The sequence below is a fragment of the Paraburkholderia caledonica genome (genome assembly GCF_000383275.1).
In the GTDB taxonomy this organism is placed as follows: Bacteria; Pseudomonadota; Gammaproteobacteria; order Burkholderiales; family Burkholderiaceae; genus Paraburkholderia; species Paraburkholderia caledonica.
This window is the reverse complement of the sequence record NZ_KB911035.1, coordinates 400,049-414,850: the sequence shown is the minus strand read 5'-3', so window position 1 is coordinate 414,850 and position 14,802 is coordinate 400,049. Positions and strand designations below refer to the sequence as shown.

General features: G+C 62.1%; 16 protein-coding genes. 4 read left to right on the top strand and 12 right to left on the bottom strand.

Going from position 1 to position 14,802, the window contains the following annotated elements; translation table 11 throughout:
* Nucleotides 1–6 precede the first annotated feature (6 nt).
* On the top strand, nt 7–1,434 hold the full coding sequence (locus H281_RS0108005) for an aldehyde dehydrogenase family protein (protein ID WP_020066571.1): 1,428 nt from the start codon (nt 7–9) through the stop codon (nt 1,432–1,434).
* Here H281_RS0108005 and H281_RS0108000 read toward each other — a convergent pair.
* The 7 genes from H281_RS0108000 to H281_RS0107965 all read right to left on the bottom strand — a co-directional run bounded on the left by H281_RS0108000 (nt 1,431) and on the right by H281_RS0107965 (nt 8,808).
* A complete protein-coding gene (locus H281_RS0108000; protein WP_020066570.1) occupies nt 1,431–3,137 on the bottom strand; it encodes a GMC family oxidoreductase in 1,707 nt (568 codons plus the stop codon). The genes H281_RS0108005 and H281_RS0108000 overlap by 4 nt on opposite strands.
* Before the next feature lie 159 nt (nt 3,138–3,296).
* Nucleotides 3,297–4,307, bottom strand: coding sequence for an ABC transporter substrate-binding protein (locus H281_RS0107990; RefSeq protein ID WP_051120899.1), 1,011 nt, complete (start codon nt 4,305–4,307; stop codon nt 3,297–3,299).
* Between the two features lie 233 nt (nt 4,308–4,540).
* Entirely contained in the window at nt 4,541–5,242 is a 702-nt protein-coding gene (locus tag H281_RS0107985) for an RNA polymerase sigma factor (RefSeq protein ID WP_020066567.1), read from the bottom strand.
* A gap of 13 nt (nt 5,243–5,255) precedes the next feature.
* On the bottom strand, nt 5,256–5,591 hold the full coding sequence (locus tag H281_RS0107980; protein WP_020066566.1) for a cupredoxin domain-containing protein: 336 nt from the start codon (nt 5,589–5,591) through the stop codon (nt 5,256–5,258).
* Complete coding sequence (locus tag H281_RS0107975) at nt 5,584–6,117, bottom strand: DUF4142 domain-containing protein (RefSeq protein WP_020066565.1); 534 nt, start codon at nt 6,115–6,117, stop codon at nt 5,584–5,586. The genes H281_RS0107980 and H281_RS0107975 overlap by 8 nt, the downstream gene beginning before the upstream one ends.
* Before the next feature lie 94 nt (nt 6,118–6,211).
* Nucleotides 6,212–7,522, bottom strand: coding sequence for an MFS transporter (locus tag H281_RS0107970; RefSeq protein WP_027804396.1), 1,311 nt, complete (start codon nt 7,520–7,522; stop codon nt 6,212–6,214).
* Between the two features lie 191 nt (nt 7,523–7,713).
* Nucleotides 7,714–8,808, bottom strand: coding sequence for a tartrate dehydrogenase (locus H281_RS0107965; protein WP_020066563.1), 1,095 nt, complete (start codon nt 8,806–8,808; stop codon nt 7,714–7,716).
* Between the two features lie 109 nt (nt 8,809–8,917).
* On the opposite strand from H281_RS0107965, the gene H281_RS0107960 reads away from it, so the two are divergent.
* Nucleotides 8,918–9,838 carry a LysR substrate-binding domain-containing protein gene (locus H281_RS0107960; protein ID WP_027804395.1) on the top strand — a complete coding sequence of 307 codons (921 nt, stop codon included), beginning with the start codon at nt 8,918–8,920 and terminating at the stop codon, nt 9,836–9,838.
* Nucleotides 9,839–9,890: 52 nt separating this feature from the next.
* Entirely contained in the window at nt 9,891–10,274 is a 384-nt protein-coding gene (locus H281_RS0107955; protein WP_020066561.1) for a VOC family protein, read from the top strand.
* 39 nt (nt 10,275–10,313) lie between these two features.
* Here H281_RS0107955 and H281_RS0107950 read toward each other — a convergent pair whose 3' ends face one another.
* On the bottom strand, nt 10,314–10,640 hold the full coding sequence (locus H281_RS0107950; RefSeq protein WP_020066560.1) for a DUF4148 domain-containing protein: 327 nt from the start codon (nt 10,638–10,640) through the stop codon (nt 10,314–10,316).
* A gap of 196 nt (nt 10,641–10,836) precedes the next feature.
* Here H281_RS0107950 and H281_RS0107945 point away from each other — a divergent pair, with 196 nt between their 5' ends.
* Nucleotides 10,837–11,625 (top strand): COG4705 family protein, encoded by a 789-nt coding sequence (locus H281_RS0107945; RefSeq protein ID WP_020066559.1) that lies wholly within the window; start codon nt 10,837–10,839, stop codon nt 11,623–11,625.
* A 79-nt stretch (nt 11,626–11,704) separates the two neighbouring features.
* Here the strand turns inward: H281_RS0107945 and arsH are convergent, their stop codons facing one another.
* From arsH to H281_RS0107920, 4 genes are all read right to left on the bottom strand, one after another.
* Nucleotides 11,705–12,469 (bottom strand): arsenical resistance protein ArsH, encoded by a 765-nt coding sequence (arsH, locus tag H281_RS0107940; protein WP_020066558.1) that lies wholly within the window; start codon nt 12,467–12,469, stop codon nt 11,705–11,707.
* A 12-nt stretch (nt 12,470–12,481) separates the two neighbouring features.
* The gene (arsC, locus tag H281_RS35910; protein ID WP_020066557.1) at nt 12,482–13,309 is read right to left on the bottom strand and encodes an arsenate reductase (glutaredoxin); all 828 of its coding nucleotides are present in this window, start codon (nt 13,307–13,309) and stop codon (nt 12,482–12,484) included.
* Between the two features lie 9 nt (nt 13,310–13,318).
* Nucleotides 13,319–14,389, bottom strand: a complete 1,071-nt coding sequence (gene arsB, locus H281_RS0107925) for an ACR3 family arsenite efflux transporter (RefSeq protein WP_020066556.1) — start codon at nt 14,387–14,389, stop codon at nt 13,319–13,321.
* A gap of 67 nt (nt 14,390–14,456) precedes the next feature.
* Entirely contained in the window at nt 14,457–14,789 is a 333-nt protein-coding gene (locus H281_RS0107920; protein WP_020066555.1) for an ArsR/SmtB family transcription factor, read from the bottom strand.
* Nucleotides 14,790–14,802 lie beyond the last annotated feature (13 nt).

Sequence of the window (14,802 nt, the reverse complement as noted above, 5' to 3'; positions counted from 1 at the left end):
AAGCGGATGTCGAACGCACTGAAGTTTTATATCGACGGCGCCTGGGTCGAGCCGTCGGGCACCGCACGTCTGCCCGTGGTCGATCCTTGCACGGAAGAAGTCTTCGCTGAAATCGCGCTAGGCAATGCGGACGATGTCGAGCGCGCCGTGGCCGCCGCGAAGCGCGCGTTCGAGTCGTTCTCGCAGACCGGGCCTACCGGGCGGATCGCGCTGATCCGCCGGATACTCGACGCCTATATGGTGCGCTACGACGACATGGCCGACATCATCTCGCGCGAGATTGGCGCGCCGAAAGCGCTTTCGCGTGCGTGGCAGGCCGCGCTCGGCAAGCGTCACCTCGAAGAACTGCTCCGAACGTGCGAGACGTTCGCATGGCAGCGCAAGAAAGGGACGACGCTCGTCAATCATGAGCCTGTCGGCGTAGTCGCATTGATTACGCCATGGAACTGGCCGATCAATCAGATAGTCTGCAAGGTTGCTCCCGCGATCGCGGCCGGCTGCACGATGGTGCTCAAGCCGAGCGAAGTGTCGCCGCTCAACGCCGTGCTGTTTGCCGAGATTCTCGACGCAGCCGGTGTGCCGCCCGGCGTGTTCAATCTCGTGAATGGCGACGGCCCGACTGTCGGCGCCGCGCTGTGCGGCCATCCGGACGTCGACATGGTGTCGTTCACAGGATCGACGCGAGCAGGCGTCGAAATCGCAAAGCTCGCCGCACCGTCCGTCAAGCGGGTGCATCAGGAGCTGGGCGGCAAGTCGGCGAACATTCTTCTCGACGATGTCGACTTCGAAGCGGCTGTGACGTCGGGCGTCAACTCGTGCTTCAGCAACAGCGGCCAGTCGTGCAACGCGCCGACACGCATGCTCGTGCCGGCAGCGCGGCACGAAGAGGCCGTGCGTATTGCACAGCGCGCGGCGGCCGCGCACCGCGTGGGTCGTGCAGACGATGAAACGACGACGATGGGCCCGGTCGTCAGTGACGTGCAGTATGCTCGCGTGCAACGGCTGATCGAAAAGGGCGTCGAGGAAGGCGCGCAACTGGCGGCGGGAGGCCCCGGGCGGCCCGACGGTTTGACGCGCGGCTACTACGTGCGGCCCACGGTGTTCGCGAACGTGGACCCGTCGATGGCGATTGCGCGCGAGGAAATCTTCGGTCCCGTTCTCGCGATCATCCCGTATCGCGACGACGAAGATGCCATTGCAATCGCGAACGATACGCCATTCGGCCTCGCTGCCTACGTGCAGTCGGCGGACCTGGCGCGCGCCCGGCGTGTGGCGTTCCGTCTACGCGCGGGCAGCGTCTATGTGAATTATCCGTCGTGGGACCCAGGCTCGCCGTTCGGCGGCTACAAGCAGTCAGGCAACGGCCGCGAGTACGGCGAGTGGGGCCTCGAGGCGTTTCTCGAAGTGAAGGGTATCGTCGGCTACGGCGATTAGGAGCCACTCGAACGGCCGCGCAGCAGGTCGGCAATGCGCTCGGCGATCATGATGGTCGGCACGTTCGTGTTGGCGCACGGAATTGACGGCATCAACGACGCGTCGCACACGTGTAGATGTTCGACACCGTAGACTGCGCCGCGCGCATCGGTGACAGCGAGCGGATCGTCGGCGGCGCCCATGCGGCAGGTCCCCGACGGATGCCAGGTGCCGCCCACGGAACGCGTGACGAACTGCGTGAGCGCGGTGTCGTCGGCGAGCAGTTCGTTCAGCGTCACCCCTTGAGTCACAACGCGCCGCACGAGCGACGCTCGTAACGGGCCGGCGATGTCGAGCAGCAAGCTCAGCGCGCCGCGCTGCAACGCGTTCCACGCGCTTGGCACTGCAACGGCGGCGACCCGCGGCGAATAGCTCGACGGGAATACTGTGCCGAGATGCGCCGCCATCGCTGGCGCGGACAGAGTGTGTGCGCCCAACCGCAGTGCGAGCTTCAGCCGTTCGAGATCGCGCGCATCGGACAGCATGGCGAAGTCGACCTCGGGTTCATCGAAGGCGCTCGACGATTTCAGTTTCAGTCGTCCACGCGAATACGATTTGTTGACCCAGAAAAACATCGTGCCGAGACGGTAGCCGACCGAGTGCCAGCCCGAGCGCGACAGTATTGCGCCGTGCATGTCGCCCGGCACGGTGCCGGGCAAGCCCGACGAAAAGCGCACGATTGCCTGTTCGTGATGCTCGTGGCGAAAGGGCGTGCGTGCCGCGCGAGGCAGATAGGCGGACACCGCAATAGACGGATGCTCCATCAGATTGCGGCCCACGCCTTCGCGATGTGCGACCACGTCGATGCCCAGTGCGGCAAGCTCGTCAGCAGGACCGATGCCGCTTCTCAGCAACAGCGCCGGCGAGTGAATCGCACCGGAGCACACGATCACGCAGCCGGCCCGAATGTCGTGATGCGTACCGTCCGGCCGGATCATGCGTGCGCCAATTGCACGCCGTCCGTCGAACAGAATGCGTTCGGCGGTCTCGTGGGTGCAAACGGCGAGGTTGGATCGCGCGCGCACGGCTTCGTCCAGATAACAAACGGACGTGGGTATGCGTTCGCCGCCCGCGCTTACTGCGATCGACCCGATGAAGGTGCCGTCTTCCCACGCGCCGTTCTGATCGGCGCGCAACGGATAATCATGTTTCAACGTATCGAGCACGGCTTTCACGAACGGCGAGATGCGCGTCCACGCAGTGCGCTGAATGCGCAGCGGGCCGCTCGCGCCGTGCAGGGCGCTGATACTGACGTCGCTGGAATTGCCGAAATCGTGGTCCGTTTCGAGCTTGCGAAAGTAGGGTAGACACGCTTCCCAGTTCCAGCCTTGCGCGCCGAGTGCTTGCCATTCGTCGTAATCGGCGGGCGCGCCGCGGTTGGCCATTAATGCGTTGATCGCGGAGCCGCCACCGAGCAGCCGCGCCTGTTCATAGCGGCGCAATGCGGCAGGCGCGCTCATGCGTGCTTTCAATTGCTGCCAGATGTTCGTGCTGTCGAGGTAGGCGCGACCGGGATAGCGGCTGCGAATGTCGGCTGGCATTGTCGCCTGCGAGATGTCGCGACCCGCTTCCACGAGGCACACGGTCTTGCCGGCGTCTTCGGAAAGACGAGCAGCTAGCACGCAGCCCGCCGATCCGCCGCCAAGAATCAGATAATCGATCACGTTGGATAGATAAAGACTGTGGGGCTCGTGGGTGTGAGTGCGATCGGTGCGATCCATGCAATGAATGCGCTGGATGCAATGAGCGCCGCAAGATACAAAACGCCCGCGATGAACCGTGTTCCCGCGGGCGCTTCAATCGTATGGCGAGCAGTGCGCAAGCTACTGCATGAACTTCAGCCACCGCGCTTTTGCCTGGATGCCTGCATCCGACGCCCACCAATCTTCAGACATCAGTGCCTGTTTCGCGGCGTTCTCTGGCGAGCTTGGCAATTCGCTTGCGCGCTTGGCCGTGATCTTGCCGGTCTTGAACGCTGCGGGGTTCCCTGGACCGTAGTCGATGTAAAGCGGCAGGTTGGCCTGCAACTCAGGCGACATTGCAGCGTTGAGGAAGCGCATCGCGTCGGTCAGATTCGGCGCGTTCTTCAGCACGCACAACTGCGTGTTTTGCAGAATGCCGTCGTTGAATGTGAAATCGACATCGGGATTGTCCTTGCGCACCGCGCTCGCGCGGCCGTTCCAGATCATCGTCATGTCCACCTCGCCGTCGTGCAGCAATTGCGCGGACTGCCCACCGGAAGTCCACCACACGGTGATGTCGGGTTTGATCTGTTGCAGCTTCCTGAACGCGCGGTCGACGTCGAGCGGATACAGCTTGTCGCGCGGCACGCCGTCGGCGAGCAGGGCGGCTTCCAGTACCGTTTGCGGATCGTTGCGCAAGGCTCGGGTGCCTGGGAACGCTTTCACGTTCCAGAAATCGGCCCAGCTTTGCGGTGCCTTTTTCAGCGTTTTCTTGTTGTAGCCGATCACAGTCGAGTAGAACTCATACGCGACCGAGTACGGCGTGCGGTACTTTTCCGGCATCGCGGCAGCGTTGGGGATCTTCGAGAAGTCGAGCTTCTCGAGCAACCCCTCGCGGCCGCCGCGCAGACAGTTGGAGGTGGGCGTGTCCACCACGTCCCAGATCGGCTTGCCGGTAGCGGCCTGAGCCTTGATCTGCGGCCACGCGTCGGGAATGCTGTCCTGGTTGATGGTGATGCCCAGTTCCTTCGCAGCGGGGTCGAGAATCGCTTTGGTCTGGGCTTCCTGATACGTGCCGCCTTGCGACACGAAGGTGATTTTTCCTGCGGCGAGAGCAGGCGCCATGCTCATTGCGCTCAACACAAGAGTCATGGCAAACGGGCGCAACCTTGGCATGCTTATCACGACTTCTCCTCGATACGGTTGAAGCGAAAGACATCATCCAGGTCGGCGCGAATGCGCCTGCGGCTTGCGGCCGGAGGGGCAATGGCGCTGGCTTGACTGGAAATATAGTGAGTCAATTTGACCGGGGCAACGCCGCAATTGTTGGAGCGGCCATGACATGGCGTTATGTCTGCCGGCGTCGCTTGCGGCGCATCAGCCGTCTAACTGTTTTCGCCGCGCGTGTCGATTCGCGACATCACATTCGCGACGATCCTGTCGCAGCGCGCGCCGGCGAACCCGAACAGTTCGCTCCCTGCGAGGTCGATGTCTCGCGCCAGTGATTCGCGCAGCAGGCTTTTCGCACGGAAATGCCGGCTACGCACGGTGGCTTCGGCAATGTCGAGGCATTGCGCGGTTTCCTCGACGCTCAGCTCTTCCACTGAACGGAGGACGAATACCGTGCGGAACGATTCTGGCAGCTCGTCGAGTTTGCGCTCGATCAGCGCACGCATTTCCGCGCGCGCCACGGCGCGGTCGGGGGATTCGGAGTCGGACGGATGCATGGCTTCGAGATCGAGGTCGGCAGTGTTCGAACTGACTATCGGAAAGACATTCTCGCGGCGCGCATGACGGCGCAGCCGGCCGTAGCACTCGTTGAGCACGAGGCGCGAAAGCCAGGTCGACAACGCGGAGTCGCCGCGAAACTGACTCAGCGAACGATACGCGCGGAGGTACGCGTCCTGCAGGGCGTCTTCGGCTTCAGCGTCGTCGCGCAGCGTGGCGCGCGCGAGCCGGTAAAGCCGTCGATTATGGCGGCGCATCAACAACTCGAATGCGGGCCGATCCCCAGCGACGATGCGCCGTACGATCGCGAGATCGTCGTCGGCGCCGGACATCGACGGCACAGTGGCTGTCTCGGTCATTGCGAGCGGGCTCTCATCGAACGGTCAGTGCACCGTGCATGGTCGGGTGAAACGTGCATCCGTAGGGAAAAGTGCCGGCCTTGCCCGGCTCGTACGACCATGATGCGCTCGCGGCAATGCTGCGCGAATCGAATGCACGAGTCTCGGCGGTCGCGGTATGGGGAAAGATGTCCTTGTTGATCCATACAACGCGGTCTCCTCGCTTCACGGTCAAATCCGGCGGATTGAATTGCATGTTCTCAATCGCGACCACATATGTCTTCGGCGCCGCAATCGCGTTTGCCGCAAGCAATGCCAGCGTCGCACATCCACGAGCGGCGGCGCTGGGCGCACACCGCCGCTTAACCACTGCTTTTCTCCAGCGACGCCTGCAGATGCTTCGCATGTTCCAGATGCGCGACGAAGGCAGGCCGGACCTTTACAAGCAGCGCTTTCAGCTCTTCGTTCTTTGCGTTCGGAATCAGCGTTTTATCGAGCGCGGCGAGCACGTTCTCATGGTAGGTCACTTCATGATCGATGTACGCGCGATCGAAGGCCGAGCCTTTCAGCTTCTTCAGAGCCGCGAGGTTTGCATCGCCGCCTTGCTTCAGGCTTTGGCTCGTGCCGTTGTCCTCGGGCGTCACATTCAGCTTGTGCACGAGATCGCTGGCTGATTGATTGACCGCGCTGTGATCGGTGACCATCTGTTGCGCGAACGCCTTGACGTCGCTCGACTTCGAGCGCGACTCGGCGAGCTTGCCGGCGTCGATATCGACCTGATTGGCCGTGACGACGATCGCCGCGATCTGCGGATCGGTCGGGCCGGCGCTTTGAGCCCAGCTAGCGAGACTGACGAGCGCCAGCGCGCCTAGCCAGTGAGGGTGGATCAGTTTCATGCGGATTCTCCCGTTCAACCAACGTTTCGTTGCATACGACGTTGGATGTCACGACGGAGAATCCTGTTCCCAGTTCCCAGACGAGCGTATGCCGTCAGTGGCCGTGGCGCTCGCCGGCCGCCACCGGTGTCTGCTTCGACTGCCGGCTCAGCATCAGCGTGACGACAGCGGACAGAGCCAGCGTTGCGCCGACCACATATAGCCCGGCCGAGTAGCCGCCCGTCACGTTCTTGAGCCACCCGATCGCGAACGGACCGACGAATCCGCCGAGATTGCCGATCGAGTTGATCATGGCGATTCCTGCGGCCGCGCCGGCGCCCGACAGGAACATGCTCGGCATTGCCCACAGCGGCGCCTTGGCCGCACTGATGCCCACGTTCACGATGACGAGGGCGAGCACGATCATCAGTGCTGTTGAGGCGTTACCTGCGAACACAAAGCCAAGGCAGGCCAGCGCGCACGGAATGACGACGTGCCACGTGCGCTCTTCGGTACGGTCCGAATGCCTCGCCCACAGGATCATTGCGACCACGGCGGCGATGCTGGGGATGCCGGCGAGCAGTCCCGTTTCGAACGAGCCGAAGCCGTACTGCTTGATGATCAACGGCGCCCATAAGCCGAGCGTGTACAAGCCCGCGGAGGTCCCGAAGTAGATTAGTGCCAGCGCGAGAACGCGTGGGTCGCGCAGTGCCCTCATCGCACCGGCCGTGTGGCCCGCGTGCGACTGGCGCGCGTCGGCTTCCGTCTTCAGTTTCGCGATCAGCCAGTCGCGCTCTTCCGGCGCAAGCCATTGCGCCTTCGACGGCGTGTCGGTCAGATACTTCAGCACGAAGAAGCCGAGGACGACAGCGGGCAGCGCTTCCAGAATGTAGAGCATCTGCCAGTCCGCGAAACCGGCTACCGATGGAAGTTTCATGATCGCGCCGGAAATCGGCGAGCCGATGGCGGTGGAAATCGGCGCGGCCGCCATGAACCATGCGGCGGCGACCGCGCGCTGACGAGTCGGAAACCACAAGCTCAGATACAGGATGATGCCGGGAAAGAAGCCCGCTTCGGCCACGCCTAGCAGAAAGCGCAGCGCATAGAAGCTGTTGGGCCCGACGACGAACGCGGAAGCCAGCGAGACAATGCCCCAGGACACTATGACGCGCGCAATCCAGCGGCGCGCGCCGACCTTGTGAAGAATCAGGTTCGAAGGAACCTCGAACAGAAAGTAGCCGATGAAGAAGAGGCCGCCGCCGAATCCGAATGCAGTCGGTGAAAGACCGATGGCCTTGTTCATGGTCAGCGCGGCAAAACCCACGTTGACGCGGTCCAGAAAACTCACGAAGTACAGCAGCATTACAAACGGGATGATCCGCAGCATGAGCTTGCGGGACACCCGGCTTTCGAGGTCGGTCATCATTGTCTCCTCCTTGGAGGCGTGGGCTGTGCTCGCTTGCAAACGCAGCGCAGCGCAGCGCCGCGCGCGCCGCAGCCGTCGGATGCGGCTGTTGGGCGGCTGTCGTTAGGCGCTCGTGAAGCGCTTCTGGGGCGCTTATGAAGCGCTTGTCGCGGCGCGTTACACGGCGCGAACTGTGGTCGCGTGATCCAGACTTACGCGGCGTTGGCAGCGGGCGCTGCAGCCCGCTCGATGAACGCGCAGACGGCAGCGGTCACCTGCGCGGTAGTCGCCGTTCCGCCGAGGTCGCCGGTATGCAGCGACTTGTCGGCGGTCACGGCTTCCACTGCCTGCATTACGCGGTTTGCGGCATCGAGTTCGCCGAGATGTTCCAGCAGCATCACGACCGACCAGAAGGTGCCGACCGGATTGGCGAGACCCTTGCCCATGATGTCGAACGCGGAGCCGTGGATGGGTTCGAACATCGACGGAAAGCGGCGTTCCGGGTCGATGTTGCCGGTCGGCGCAATGCCGAGGCTGCCGGCGAGCGCGGCGGCGAGATCGCTGAGAATGTCCGCGTGCAGATTGGTGGCGACGATCGTATCGAGGCTCGCCGGACGATTGATCATGCGGGCCGTGGACGCATCCACCAGTTCCTTGTCCCACGTGACGTCGGGGAATTCCTTCGAGACCTGTAGCGCGATCTCGTCCCACATCACCATTGCGTGACGTTGCGCATTGCTTTTCGTAATCACCGTCAGCAGTTTGCGCGGACGCGACTGTGCGAGGCGGAAGGCGAAACGCATGATGCGCTCGACGCCGGCACGCGTCATGATCGACACGTCGGTGGCAGCTTCAATCGGGTGACCCTGATGAACCCGGCCGCCCACGCCGGAATATTCGCCTTCCGAGTTCTCGCGCACGATCACCCAGTTCAGGTCTTCGGGCTTGCAGCGTTTCAACGGTGCGTCGATGCCGGGCAGGATGCGGGTCGGGCGCACGTTCGCGTACTGGTCGAAGCCCTGGCAGATCTTCAGGCGAAGTCCCCACAGCGTGATGTGGTCCGCAATGTCCGGGTCGCCCGCGGAGCCGAACAGGATAGCGTCCTTGCCGCGAATCGCGTCGAGCCCATCCGCCGGCATCATCACGCCATGCTTGCGGTAATAGTCGCCGCCCCAGTCGAAGTTCTCGAATTCGAACGCGAACGACTTCGTGGTTCTGGCGAGCGCTTCGAGGACTTGCGCGCCCGCCGGCACGACTTCCTTGCCGATGCCGTCGCCGGGAATGGTTGCGATGCGATAGGTTTGCATGTCTCCGGTCCTTCAGATGTTGTAGATGTGAGTGACTCTATCGATATCTGGACGCAAAAACCGGTGCTAGACTCAAAGCATCTTTAACTCTAATTCACAAGTGACGCTGATGCGCGACACCGTCCAGCCGGCCGATTTGAGCTTTTTCTCTACGCTCGCCGCGTCCGGCAGCCTGAGCGCGGCGGCACGTGAGCTGGGGCTGACCGCAGCGGCCGTGAGCAAGCGGCTCACGCAGATGGAGAGCCGCGCCGGCGTGGCGCTCGTCAATCGCACCACTCGCCGGATGATGCTCACGCCCGAAGGCGAGCTGTATTTGCAGCATGCGCGCAGGATTCTCGACGAGATCGACGAACTCGCGGAGTTGCTCGGTTCGGCGAAGAAGAGCCCGAAAGGGCTGCTGCGCGTCAACGCGACGCTCGGGTTCGGCCGCAGCCACGTGGCGCCTGCTATCTCGCGTTTTGTCGCGAAGTATCCGCAGGTGTCGGTGCAGCTTCAGCTATCGGTCACGCCGCCGCCGCTCACAGACGATACATTCGACGTCTGTATCCGTTTTGGCGAGCCGCCCGATACGCGGGTGGTCGCGCGCCGCCTCGCAGGCAACCGGCGTCTGCTGTGCGCGGCCCCTTCGTATATCGCCTCGCACGGCCTGCCGATGACGCCGCACGATCTGACGCGGCACAACTGTATCGGCATTCGCCAGGGCGACGAAGCGTATGGCGTGTGGCGACTGACGTCGGGCAAGGGTGCGTCGCGCAAGACGGAAGCGGTGCGGATCAAGGGCACGCTGACCACCAACGACGGCGAGATCGCGGTGAAATGGGCGCTCGAAGGGCACGGCATTCTGCTGCGCGCGGAGTGGGACATCAAACAGTATCTGGCCGATGGCTCGCTCGTTGTGGTGCTGCCCGATCACGAGACGCCGAACGCGGATATCTTCGCCGTGTATTCGCAGCGGCATCAGATGTCGAACCGCATTCGCGCGTTTGTCGACTTCATAGCCCACGACTTGCAGGACGGAGCGGTTGGTTAATGAGGCTTCGACTATATTGATTCAATGCGTAGCTACCGCATGGAGGCGCAGCATGAGCGCGCAGCTAAACCATACTATTGTCTGGTGCCGGGACAAGCAGGCGTCGACGCAGTTTCTGGGAGACATTCTCGGCCTTCCGGCTCCGATTCCGTTCGGGGAAATGCTGGTCGTGCAAATGGCTAATGACGTGTCGCTTGATTTCTATGAAAGCGATGATCCGATCGCCATGCAGCACTACGCATTTCTAATCAGCGAAGAAGAATTCGAGCGGGCGTTCGCGCGTATACGCGAGCGAGGCCTCGAATACTGGGCCGATCCCGGCAAACGGCGCGCTGGAGAAACGTACACGCACAACGGTGGCCGCGGACTTTATTTCGACGACCTCGATGGTCACTTTCTCGAGTTGATGACGCGGCCTTACAAGGTTGGCGCATAGGTTCTCTCGTAGCGTGGGTTAGATCGGCGACTGTTCTTCTCACTGCATCGGCATTGCCGGCATTGACTGCATTGCCGGTTGGCCGTAGACGGACGCGTTCTGCTGGGCCGCATGCATCGCGGCAACTTTTCGTTCTGCTTCCTGAATGTCAGCCGGATAGTTGGGGTCGTCGCCGACAGACGGGTTATATCCGGCGGCTTCGAGTTCTTCGAGTTCATGCATGACTTCAGCACGCGTAAGTTGATGCGAGCCGGGGGAGGGCGATGCTTGTGCGTGCGCCCATGTCGATGTGATCATCAGCGCGGTGCTCGCCATCATCATGATGAACGAGCGCGATACTGCGCGGTCTGCATACGTGCGTTTCATGGCAGTGCTCCTGGATTAAGAGCGTATCGACCGAACCCGGTTTGAGTTCGTTTTGACGTGCTCTGCATCGGTTAACCGGTGTAGCGGGGAACTTATTCCCGGCTGCGAACGCCAATAACGCCGCCAGCTTAAGCAAGCGTTAACCTCTGGCGTTTAAATTGGCGTGCTTATGCAGCTACGAAAAAAGGAGTGACTGATGAAAGACAGCGCCATGAACTTTGCAGACCAGGCCGTCAGCAAAGTGCCGCAAGTGACGTTGGGCTTCTGGGTGATCAAGGTCGCGGCCACCACGCTGGGTGAAACGGGCGGAGACTGGGTGTCGATGTCGCTGAAGCTCGGTTACCTGATTGGTTCGGCGATCTTCTTCGTGTTCTTCGTCGCGCTCGTCTCCGCGCAGATCAAGGCGCGCGACTTCCATCCGTTCCTTTATTGGGCGACCATCATCGCGACCACGACGCTTGGCACGACAATGGCCGACTTCGCGGATAGATCGCTCGGCATCGGTTACCCCGGAGGCGTCGCGTTAGTCGTCGCACTGCTAGCGGCGAGTCTCGCGGCCTGGTATCGCTCGCAAGGCACGGTGTCAGTGGAAAGTATCGTCACGGCTAAAGCGGAGTGGTTTTACTGGGTCACCATCCTGTTCTCGCAAACGCTCGGCACTGCGCTCGGAGACTGGGTCGCGGGCGAAGATCGCGGCGGACTCGGCGTGGGTTACGAATACGGAGCAATGATCTTCGGCGCGGGCTTGCTCGTGGTGGCCGCCCTGTATTTCTGGTCGCGCGTGTCTCGCACGGCGCTTTTCTGGGCAGCGTTCATTCTGACGCGTCCCCTCGGCGCGACGCTTGGGGATCTGCTCGACAAGCCTGTCGCGGAGGGCGGGTTGCACGTGAGCCGCTTATACGCGTCGGTGATTCTGCTTGTGTTTATCGTCGCCTGTATCGTGCTTCTGCCGCAGCGCCCCGCGAGACGTGCGCCCGCTGTATAACGATGCGTCGATGCGTCGATGCGTCGATGCGAGGCGAAATGGAACGCCTCATGGCCATTCACTCGGATGGCAGCGAGCGCTACTCAACCTCGCTGTCGTCCGTGTCGGCAATTCGAGCACTTTGTTCATGACTCATGGCAGCACTCGCGAGCGCCGTTACGGTTGCCGGTGCCCGCTCCTTGCGCTCGCTGTAGCGGTCAGTCAGGTAATCGGAACGGTCGCGTACGAGCAGCGTGAATTTGAAGAGCTCTTCCATGACGTCGACCACCCGATCGTAGTACGGGGACGGCTTCATCCGTCCGTTCTCGTCGAACTCCTGAAATGCCTTGGCGACCGAGCTCTGGTTCGGGATCGTCACCATGCGCATCCAGCGGCCTAGTACGCGCAGCGCGTTGACTGCATTGAACGACTGCGAGCCGCCGGACACTTGCATGACTGCCAGCGTGCGCCCCTGCGTGGGACGGACGCTGCCGGAATCGAGCGGCAACCAGTCGATCTGATTCTTGAAAACGCCTGTGAGCGCGCCGTGACGCTCCGGGCTGCACCACACCTGACCCTCGGACCATATCGATAGCGCGCGCAGTTCCGCGACCTTCGGGTGGTCCGGCGGGACACTATCAGCAAGCGGAAGGCCGTGCGGATCGAACACCTTTGTCTCTGCGCCGAACTGCTGCAGAATCCGCTCTGCTTCCAGCGTCAGCAATCTGCTGTACGACGTTGGCCTGAGTGAGCCGTATAGAAGAAGAATGCGCGGCGGGTGTTGCGATAGCGCGCGTGGCTCGAGCTTCGTGAGATCGGGTATGTCGAGATGAAGAGGGCTGATGTTGGGCAGATCGGTCGGCATGGGCTATGGCGCTTAAAGGGTGATGGCACGCGAAAGCAGGACGGCGCTCGACGGACACAAGTCGGTAGCCTGACGTGTGGCGAGGATCGATGCGGGGGCCGCGTCGCGGCTGACCGGCTTGAAGCCGGACTTCTCGAAGAACGCCGATTCATTCGTGGTGAGCAGCCACCCGGTGCGGGCGCCCGCATCGAAAGCTTCGCGCAAAAGAACGGCGAGCACGTTACGGCCGATGCCTTTGCGCCGCTGCTCGGGCGCCACGACAAGCGACCGGATCAGTACATCGCGTCCGTATTGCTCGAATCCGCCATAACCAAGATGGACACCTGCCAGCGTCGAGAACGTGAAGAACGAGCGGCCAGACTCGCTCAGATCGTTGACGGGAAGTTCCGCATCGCGCAGTGCCTGCACAAACTCAGCGTTGTCACCTGTGATGCGCCGGGCCACGATAAAAGGCGCGCCTTCTTCCTTCAGGATTTCGTGGTCGGGCATGCTCGCAAGGAGGCCGGCCGCTGCATCGGAAGGGCGGCACAAGCGTGTGCCTTGCGGCGTCACGACGATCGGCCGGTTGATCAGTATCGGATGGGCGAGCATTGCGTCGATGAGTTCAGCGTCGCTCACTGCCGGATCGTCGAGTCCGAGTTCCTTGTATGGCGTGCCCTTCGTGCGCAGCATGTCCCGGACCGCCATTCCGCTGTCGGCTATCAGGCGTTCGAGCGTTGCGCGATCAGGCGGATTTTGCAGATACTCGATCACGAGCGGGTTTTCACCGGCTTCGCGCAGCAGCGCGAGCACGTTGCGTGACGTGCCGCAGTCGGGGTTGTGATAGATGGTCACGCGCATCGTTTGTCCTCAATATGTTCGGGTTTCGTACCAATGTTGCGTCCGGTTCACGACGCCGACGACCAGCAGCATGACGGGCACTTCGATGAGTACACCGACTACGGTGGCGAGTGCCGCGCCCGACTGGAATCCAAACACGCTGATGGCGGTTGCCACTGCCAGTTCGAAGAAGTTGCTCGCACCGATCAGGCTCGACGGACCGGCCACACAGTGCGCGACACCGAGCTTGCGGTTGAGCAGATAGGCGAGGCCCGAGTTCAGCAACACCTGGATCAGGATCGGTACGGCCAGCATCGCGATCACCAGCGGCTCGCTGACAATGGCCTGCCCCTGGAACGCGAATAACAGCACGAGCGTTGCGAGCAGCGCGCAGATCGAATAGGGGCCTAGTCGGGAAACCATGCGTTGAAAGCGCGCATCGCCATGCCGAAGCAGCCGGCGGCGCACGATCTGCGCAATGACAACAGGGATGATGATGTAAAGCCCCACTGAAGCGATAAGCGTGTCCCACGGGACTGCAATCGCGGACAGGCCGAGCAGCAGTGCAACGATCGGTGCAAAAGCGACGATCATGATGGCGTCGTTCAGCGCGACCTGCGAGAGCGTGAAGTACGGATCGCCCTTGCAAAGCTGCGACCAGACAAACACCATCGCCGTACAAGGCGCGGCGGCGAGCAGGATAAGCCCTGCGACGTAGCTGTCCAGCTGGCCCGACGGCAACCACGCGGCAAAGACATGGCGCACGAAGATCCAGCCGAGCAGCGCCATCGACAATGGCTTCACAATCCAGTTGACGAACAGCGTGACACCGATGCCGCGCCAGTGCTCCTTCACCTGCGCCATCGCACCGAAGTCGATCTTGATGAGCATCGGCACGATCATGACCCAGATCAGCACGCCGACCGGAATGTCGACGTGCGCCACTTCCATGCGTGCAATTGCCTGGAACACCAGCGGTAGCCAATGCCCGAGCGCGATGCCTGTAACGATGCAAAGCGCGACCCACACCGTCAGATACCGCTCGAAGAAACCGATGCGAGGCGCCTGTGGATGACGTGCCGTTTGCTCGAGACTGCTCATGGGTGAATCCGTAATGGAATAGTGGCGGCTGCTGAGATGCGCTGCAAGATGGCGACGTTGGCAAAGTTCATGTCGCCGCTCCTTTACACTGCGGCGCGACTCCAACTCCACAGCCCGCACCCGCACAACAGTTCTCGGTGAGGAAACCGACCAGTCCGCTCATCGCTTCGAAGTTGGCCGAGTAATAGATAAAGCGCCCATCCTGCTGACCTGTAACCAGCCCGGCGTGCGAAAGGTCTTTCAGATGAAATGACAGGCTCGACGGTGACAGTCCGATCTGCTGCGCGATGTCCCCTGCCGCCATGCCTTCGGGACCAGCTACCACCAGCGCCCGGAAAATGGCGAGTCGCGATTCATGAGCCAGCGCGCCGAGCGCGCGTACAACGAGGTTCGAGTCCATCGCAGCATGATAG

What these genes read in the sequence shown, in the direction of transcription:
- H281_RS0107945 (WP_020066559.1), top strand. Translation starts at nt 10,837, where the DNA reads ATGAAAGACAGCGCCATGAACTTTGCAGACCAGGCCGTCAGCAAAGTG.
- H281_RS0107985 (WP_020066567.1), bottom strand. Translation starts at nt 5,242, where the DNA reads ATGACCGAGACAGCCACTGTGCCGTCGATGTCCGGCGCCGACGACGAT.
- H281_RS0107975 (WP_020066565.1), bottom strand. Translation starts at nt 6,117, where the DNA reads ATGAAACTGATCCACCCTCACTGGCTAGGCGCGCTGGCGCTCGTCAGT.
- H281_RS0107965 (WP_020066563.1), bottom strand. Translation starts at nt 8,808, where the DNA reads ATGCAAACCTATCGCATCGCAACCATTCCCGGCGACGGCATCGGCAAG.
- arsC (WP_020066557.1), bottom strand. Translation starts at nt 13,309, where the DNA reads ATGCGCGTGACCATCTATCACAACCCCGACTGCGGCACGTCACGCAAC.
- arsB (WP_020066556.1), bottom strand. Translation starts at nt 14,389, where the DNA reads ATGAGCAGTCTCGAGCAAACGGCACGTCATCCACAGGCGCCTCGCATC.
- H281_RS0107955 (WP_020066561.1), top strand. Translation starts at nt 9,891, where the DNA reads ATGAGCGCGCAGCTAAACCATACTATTGTCTGGTGCCGGGACAAGCAG.
- H281_RS0108005 (WP_020066571.1), top strand. Translation starts at nt 7, where the DNA reads ATGTCGAACGCACTGAAGTTTTATATCGACGGCGCCTGGGTCGAGCCG.
- H281_RS0107950 (WP_020066560.1), bottom strand. Translation starts at nt 10,640, where the DNA reads ATGAAACGCACGTATGCAGACCGCGCAGTATCGCGCTCGTTCATCATG.
- H281_RS0107920 (WP_020066555.1), bottom strand. Translation starts at nt 14,789, where the DNA reads ATGGACTCGAACCTCGTTGTACGCGCGCTCGGCGCGCTGGCTCATGAA.
- H281_RS0107990 (WP_051120899.1), bottom strand. Translation starts at nt 4,307, where the DNA reads ATGACTCTTGTGTTGAGCGCAATGAGCATGGCGCCTGCTCTCGCCGCA.
- H281_RS0107970 (WP_027804396.1), bottom strand. Translation starts at nt 7,522, where the DNA reads ATGATGACCGACCTCGAAAGCCGGGTGTCCCGCAAGCTCATGCTGCGG.
- arsH (WP_020066558.1), bottom strand. Translation starts at nt 12,469, where the DNA reads ATGCCGACCGATCTGCCCAACATCAGCCCTCTTCATCTCGACATACCC.
- H281_RS0107960 (WP_027804395.1), top strand. Translation starts at nt 8,918, where the DNA reads ATGCGCGACACCGTCCAGCCGGCCGATTTGAGCTTTTTCTCTACGCTC.